This is a genomic window from Dietzia sp. NCCP-2495 (genome assembly GCF_026011735.1).
Classification (GTDB): domain Bacteria; phylum Actinomycetota; class Actinomycetes; order Mycobacteriales; family Mycobacteriaceae; genus Dietzia.
Genome location: NZ_BRVN01000059.1, coordinates 1 through 1263, shown reverse-complemented (window position 1 = coordinate 1263; position 1263 = coordinate 1). Strand labels below are relative to the sequence as shown.

Below are 1263 nucleotides of genomic sequence, written 5' to 3'. Positions count from 1 at the left end.
TGGTGCATGAGTAGGTGACACGGTTAGTCACGCGGCCTGAGGGGCCTCGTGGTTGATGATTGTCTCGAATTCGATGGGGGTCAATCTGCCGAGGCGGTCTTGTCGTCTGCGGCGGTGGTAGGTCCGTTCGATCCAGTGCACGATGGCCGCGCGGAGCTCGTCTCTGGTGGCCCAGGATCGGCGGTCGAGGACGTTGTTCTGTAGCAGCGAGAAGAAGCTCTCCATGGCCGCGTTGTCACCACACGCACCGACCCTGCCCATCGACCCGAGCATGCCGTGCCGGGTGATGGCCTTCTGCATCTTCTTCGAGCGAAATTGCGACCCTCTATCGCTGTGCAGAACGCAGCCGGTCACGTCGCCCCGTCTGGCGACGGCGCTGTTGAGAGCGCTGACCGCCAGGCGGGATTTCATTCTCGAGTCGATCGAATATCCGACGATTCGCCCCGAGTAGACGTCCTTGATCGCGCACAGGTACAGCTTGCCCTCGGCTGTCCAGTGTTCGGTGATGTCGGTCAGCCACAACTCGTTCGGACCAGCCGCGGTGAAGTCCCGCTCCACGAGGTCGTCGTGCACGGGCGGGCCGGCCTTGCGATGCCGACCCCGTCCCTTCTTGCTGATGTCGCTGGTCCAGCCGCCGGCGGAGCAGATCCGCCACGCCGTCCGCCGACACATCTTCTCGCCTGCGGCTTCGGCCTCGTCGGCGAGGTAGCGGTAGCCGAACTCCGGGTCTTCGCGGTGGGCGTCGAACAGGGCGTTGGCCCGGTACGCCTCGGCGAGCTCGGCATCGGTGATCGGGTTCTTGCGCCACCGGTAGTAGGGCTGGCGAGCGATCTTGAGTACCCGACACGCCACCGAGACGGGGATGCCGTCAGCGGCCAGCTCACTCACGAGCGGGTACCACCTTTTCCCGGCAGATTCGCTTGGGACAGGTACGCCGCCGCCCGGCGTAAGACCTCGTTCTCCTGTTCAAGCAGGCGCACACGCCGCTTGGCCTCGCGCAGCTCACGCGATTCGGCCGACGTGGTGCCAGGCTTGATCCCGGCCTCCACGTCGGCCTTGCGAATCCACTTCTGCAACGTCATGGGGTGGATCCCGAAGTCGGCAGCGATCTGCTCGAGCGTCACACCGTCTTCACGATTCTGAGCGACGCGGACAACGTCGTCGCGGAACTCCTGAGGATAGGGCTTGGGCACAACAACATCCTTCCAGGCCACCCCGTCAGGGCAAGCCAGATCAGATGTCACCTACTCATGCACCAGCCCC

Annotated in this window: 1 protein-coding gene; it reads right to left on the bottom strand. The window is 64.4% G+C overall.

Features of this window, described 5'->3' with window-relative positions:
- Nucleotides 1–27: 27 nt before the first annotated feature.
- A protein-coding gene (locus OPF83_RS17355; RefSeq protein WP_264888902.1) for an IS3 family transposase occupies nt 28–1193 on the bottom strand; the annotation gives its coding sequence in 2 pieces (ribosomal slippage) (nt 28–906 and nt 909–1193; 1164 coding nt in all).
- Nucleotides 1194–1263 lie beyond the last annotated feature (70 nt).